We start from the raw sequence: 5,553 nt of genomic DNA on the forward strand, positions 1-5,553 counted from the left end.
GCTATTTCGTCTATGCGGTCGAGACCGCCGCCACCAGCCAGCTGATCGAGGCGAGCGCCGCGCGGCCTTACACGGCCATCGCCTTCGCGCTCGATGCCGAGTTGGTCGCCGGCCTGCTCATCGACCACAAGCCGGCGATCGATGACGATAGCTTCGTGACCAATCCGGTCGATGACTTGCTGCTCGACGCATGGCGCCGGATGCTGCGGCTGCTCGACAGGCCGGCGGAGATTCCGGTTCTCGCGCCCATGCTGGAACGGGAGATCGCATTCAGGCTGTTGCAAGGCCCGCAAGGCGAGAAGCTGCGCCAGCTCGCGCGCGCCGACGGCCGCCTTTCGCAGATCCGCCGCGCCACCGCTTGGATCCGCGCGCATTACAACGAGCCGATCGATGTGACGCAATTGGCCGAGCTGTCGCATATGAGCAATGCCGCCTTTCATCGCCACTTCAAGGCGGCGACGGCGATGAGCCCGATCCAGTATCAGAAGCAGCTTCGCCTGCTCGAAGCGCGCCATCTGCTGATCGCCCAGCCCGGGAACGCCGCGCAGGTTGCTTTCACCGTCGGCTACGAAAGCGCTTCCCAGTTCAGCCGCGAATATGCCCGCCAGTTCGGATTGCCGCCTGCGCGCGACGCCGCGCGGCTTCTGGCCAAGGGCGAAGCGGCCACGCTGGAAGTCGACTGAGCACGGGCACGATATGAAAAGGGCACCTACGAGGTCGCAACAAGGTCTGGTGCCAGAAATGCGACAACCGGAACTGATGAGTGGTGGTAGTCTAATTCGATAAACGAGACCCTGCTTTTGGATCGGAGATACTCCGGGGTACGATCATCGGAGGCATTTTGGCATTTAGCCAGCCGCGCTCAATCAACGTCCGATACGCCAGCTTGATCTCTTCGGATGCGAATTGGCGTTTCCGCTCGCTCCATCCGTATACCGCATCGCGCACTTCCCTGAAGTCACTTGCTCCCTCGCGTTGAGCAACCCAATAGACTGTTGCCAGAAGCTCCATCCCATAAGGCGTTTCAAAACCATCGATCAGCTTGGCAACGCGATCAAATCGCTGCCTGGTCGCAAATTCACCGAGCACCACGCGCTGAGCTTCTTCGTAGGCGCCTGGTATGATGCTCAGCGCTTTCTTAGGATCATCTCCTCCATCGCCGTACCCGGCAATCAGATGGCCTTCCATTTCGTGCAGGACGTGCCGGAGGTTCTCCGCATAGGGCCCATAAAGTGCCTTGCGGAACACCAGGCGTAGGGGCTGTCCAGATTCCTGCATGAAGAATAAAAGTTTGTGGGCCTCAAGCAGCGTTACGAAGGGATCCATAAGGCCGTTTAGATATCGCTGTAAGAGAACGACTAACGCAGCTCGTCCTTCCGTCATCTTGGGAATCGGGCGGTTGCGAGCTAACGCTGCGGAATCTGGGGTACCAGCCGGCTCGTAGATAATCGCTTGGACGTCAGGTAGTTGGGCAACTGCGTCCACGATCAGGGGGCGAACATCAGACCAATTCAGGCCACCTAGTCCAGACCCGAGAGGCGGTATTGCGACCGACCTAATCTTGCGGGAGCTCAGGACATCGACGAAATCCGTCAATCCGCTTTTGATGTCTTCGATGCGGCTTTTCCCTCGCCAGTGACGTTTCGTCGGGAAATTAATGATGAAACGCGGTGACAGTCGTCCAGTCTCGAAAACGAACATTCGGCCAGGTTTAACAAGTCCACGGCTACACGCGGCTTCGTAGGCCTTGAAATTGTCCGGGTAGGCATTTTTGAACTGAAGGGCGATGCCGCGGCCCATCACGCCGACGCAATTGACGGTGTTCACCAATGCGTCGACGTCTGCGTCGAGGATATTGCCGGTGCGGAATTCGACCATTCTCCCCTCCTCAGTAATACCAGTTCGTCTCTATAGCGACTGTTGGCTTGTGCGCAGCTTGCGCGATCACATTCGTCACAGCGTTGAATGTGGCCAGATTCTGCACTCCAATTCGATCCACCAAATGCCAAGGAAATTTTCTTATACACTAGGAATTCTGCCTGTTTGGCGTCCCTGACCTCAGGTTCCTGCCAAGATTTGGCACCAATGTGACTCCAATCGAGCTGACTGAGCTTGCTGGGGTCATTCCAGAAACTGGAATAGACCGCCCCGGCATTGGACCCGCTGAAAGCCCAGCTACGTTTGGCCTTGTCCAACGCCGCTATGACTTTGTTCAAGTCGCATTGGAGATGGACAATCGGCCCTTGGCCGCCCTTGTAGGCCAGCTCAGGGTTGTTAGCCTTGTGGATGACGTAGAGCATCACTGACCGCGGGCAAAAATAGAAGGGCACGAAATCGCCAACCGTGGCGTTCGAATAGCACTTGACGGGGAGTTCCAGACGTCTCGCCTTTATGGACCCCATGCCGATCGTAGTGCCAGGCAACTTAAGCTTGATGATTTCAGAATCGCTCAGAAGCCCACCGCTTTTGATAATCGACGCTAATCGATCAACGTTCACGATGTGATAGATTTTCGGGTTCGGAGGTTTCGCCATCGGCGCTTTATCACTGAGCGGATCGGACTTTTCATGAAATTGGGAATCCCGATAGTCGCAGGAACGCACGCGAAATCAACTAAGCACGCGCGGGCCCTCCATGTTTAGTACGCATTCATCACGTGTCCTGCTCGCGATGGGCGTTGTCAGCCCACTATTGGGCAGGTCTACGACATGCCGTGCTAACTGATTAAAATTTATGGTTCCCGCTCATGGATTCGAACCACGATTCACGCCTTCAAAGGGCGCTGTCCTACCATTAGACGAAGCGGGAAGACCTGGCGATCGAACAGGCCTTCAGGGATGAAAACAAAAAGCCGCGTTGTCCTCCAACGCGGCTTCTCCGGTATCTGGCGGGATCGCTATTTCGTCTGGAAACGGGCGACCGACAGGAACTTCACCGCATTGCCGGTGAAGCGGCTTGCGTCCGGCACCTGGCCATCCGCCTGGAAGCCGGCCGTGTACACTTCGCTCGGCGGCGTATGCACGATGTTGTAGGCATAGCGCGGCGCCGTCGTCGGGTCGGAAACCGAGGCAATGTTGGCGCCGCTGCCCAGCGCCCAGCGCGCGGCCTGCGGCGGCGTCGCCACCACCATGGCCTTAGGCCCTGGCTTCAGGTCGTGGGCGGACGCCCTGGCTTCCTTGGCCGTCGTCTTCACACCGCCGCCGATCGCCTGCGCGGGATCGGTCCCGGCCGGCAGGGCGGCGATGGCTTTGCGCGGCGAGGCCGCATCGACGCCTGACGGATCGTTGAAGGCGGAGCGAGGCTCCGGTTCGGTCAGCGACGCCAGCTGATATTCGGCGCCGCCGCCGTCGACCCCGACGGTCGCATTGGCCTGTTCGAGGACAGCCTTGACCTCATCCTGCTTGCCGGGCTGCGGCCGGGCGGTCGGCAGCACGGAGAACGCGTCGGTCGCGCTCTTGTCCTGCGAAGCCGTTTCGGCCAGCGCCAGAAGGACGTTCTTGTCCTTCGGCGCAAGTTCCGCCGGCGTCGAGCGGTCGGGGCGCCAGGTCGGCAGCGGGATGTTGTTGACCGCCACCTGCGCCGGATCGGTGCTCGCGGCCTCGGCGGCGCTGGCCGCGCCGAACGGAACCTTGTCCGGCACCGGCGCCTGTGCCGTCGAAACCGCCTGCTCCGTCGTCGCCGAGGCGTCGGCCATGGCGAACGGCACGTTCTGCGGCGTCTGCTGGCCGACATCGACCTTCGGACGCGGCGCGAAGTCGGGCAGCGGAACTTCCTTGGGCGGCAACGCGGCAATGATCGTCTCGGGCGTATCCTGCTCCGGCTGCTGCGAATCGTCGGCGCTGTCATCCGCGATCTGCGGGATGTTGGCGCGCTTGGCATCCTTCGGCGAAACGATGGCGATACCCGGAAGATTGCTGGTGCGGGCCGGGGCGGCGCTCGCGACCTGAACCTGCTTCACAGTCTTCTGCTGCGGTGCCGGGGCGCTGTCGTCGGCCTCGTCGTCGGCTTCGTCGGCGCCGCCGCCGCGGAACCAGGCGAACAGGCCGCCGGACCGCTTGGTCGAGCCACCGGCGCTGGCTAGTTCGATATTGGGCGTGCCGGCGCCCTTACGCGCCTGATAAGCGGCCATCGCCTGCTCATAGCCAGGCAGCGGCCTGCCGTCGCTCGGCACATGCAGCGTCTTGCCGTTCGGGAACAGGCTGACCAGCTCCTGGCGGCTGATGCCCGGCCAATGGCGCACATTGCCGACATCCATATGCACGAAGGGCGAGCCGGAGGTCGGGTAATAGCCGACGCCGCCGCCCTGCATCTTGAGGCCGATGTTGCGCAGCTTCTTCAGCGGCACGCCGGGGATGTAGAAGTCCATCGCCTTGCCCAGCATGTGCTGGCTCTTCTCGGCGACGCCGCGGCTGCGCGAGCGCAGCATCGCGTTGGTCGACGGCGAGCGATAGCCGCAGACGACCTGGATATAGTCGGTGGCTCCGCTTTCGCGATAGGCTTCCCAGACGAGGTCGAGCAGCCGCGGATCCATCTTGGTCGGCTCGTTGCGCCGCCAGTCGCGCAGGATGATGTTGATCTTGCGCAGGCCTTCCGGATCGTAGCGGCCATTGCGCTTGTAGACGATCTCGGCCTTCTCGTGCGTGTGCAGGTGATAGAGCTTGAGCGTGCGCACCTCAGCCCTGGCGCCCGGCATCGTCGCGGACAGGAACCCGACGGCCAAAATCACGAACGTCAGCCACCTCGGCCAGACGCTCATGTGAAAATGCCGCCCGTTTTTGTGTCGTTCGATTTTGTTCAAATCAAATGGCTTTCAGGCTGCCGTTTGTCCCCGGATTTGACCAAACGGATGCGTGGTTTTCACATCCGAATATCGATCCTAATGGTTAATCATCGTTTATTGAAGCCGAAATGCGGTAACACCGTGGCGATATCCCGTCAAAAATGATGCACAGCATTTCGTGGTAAACCGCTGGTTTAGATCAAGAATCCGGCCTCGGCCAGAACACGATCTGTTACCGTTAGCGTTAATGCGTGATCCTCGGCAACGCCAACCGCTGAAAACCCAGGATTTTCCTGTCAAAAGCGACAATTTGACTCGGATTTTAGGCGGGCAGGCTGGCTCGGAGCTTGCTGTCACGAGGCGAGCCGGTCGACGCGACCCGCTTCGGGATCAATGCCATATTCCTTCAACTTGCGGTAGAGCGTCGAGCGGCCGATACCCAACCGGCGGGCGACCTCGCTCATCTGGCCGTTGTAATGGTCGATCGCGAGCTTGATCATCTCGAGCTCGACGTCGGCCAGCGCCCGCACATTGCCGCGCTCGTCGAGCGCACGAAGCGTTCCGAAGCGCGGCTGCGGCCTGGCCGGCGCCTCGCCGTCGGAAACGCCAGCCCCGGTCGCATCGGCAACGGTCTCGTCCGTTTGCCGGGTCGCGTCCTCGGTCGTTTCGACGACGGAGGATGCCGTTTCCGCTCCGAGATTGACCGTGCCTTCCACCTGCGCCCGGATCTGCGGGAACTCCTCCTCGGTCAGCACGTCGCCCTCGGCGAGCAC

5 protein-coding genes and 1 tRNA gene are annotated in these 5,553 nt (G+C 60.8%); 1 reads left to right on the forward strand and 5 read right to left on the reverse strand.

Features of this window, described 5'->3' with window-relative positions; all coding sequences use genetic code 11:
* Window positions 1-683 (forward strand): AraC family transcriptional regulator (locus EOD07_RS20475; RefSeq protein WP_164772383.1); only part of this gene is annotated, 683 nt, incomplete at its 5' end.
* Between the two features lie 91 nt (window positions 684-774).
* On the opposite strand, the gene EOD07_RS20480 is transcribed toward EOD07_RS20475, so the two are convergent.
* The 5 genes from EOD07_RS20480 to EOD07_RS20500 all read right to left on the reverse strand — a co-directional run.
* On the reverse strand, window positions 775-1,878 hold the full coding sequence (locus EOD07_RS20480; protein WP_127236758.1) for a macro domain-containing protein: 1,104 nt from the start codon (window positions 1,876-1,878) through the stop codon (window positions 775-777).
* Entirely contained in the window at window positions 1,824-2,603 is a 780-nt protein-coding gene (locus tag EOD07_RS20485; RefSeq protein WP_206519509.1) for a DUF4433 domain-containing protein, read from the reverse strand. The genes EOD07_RS20480 and EOD07_RS20485 overlap by 55 nt, the downstream gene beginning before the upstream one ends.
* Window positions 2,604-2,734: 131 nt before the next feature.
* A tRNA-Gln gene (locus EOD07_RS20490) sits at window positions 2,735-2,808 on the reverse strand.
* Window positions 2,809-2,896: 88 nt separating this feature from the next.
* Window positions 2,897-4,756, reverse strand: coding sequence for a DUF882 domain-containing protein (locus tag EOD07_RS20495; RefSeq protein ID WP_127236759.1), 1,860 nt, complete (start codon window positions 4,754-4,756; stop codon window positions 2,897-2,899).
* 377 nt (window positions 4,757-5,133) lie between these two features.
* The coding region (locus EOD07_RS20500) for a helix-turn-helix domain-containing protein (protein ID WP_281059073.1) at window positions 5,134-5,553 on the reverse strand (420 nt) is incomplete at its 5' end.

This window comes from Mesorhizobium sp. M2C.T.Ca.TU.002.02.1.1, assembly GCF_003997225.1.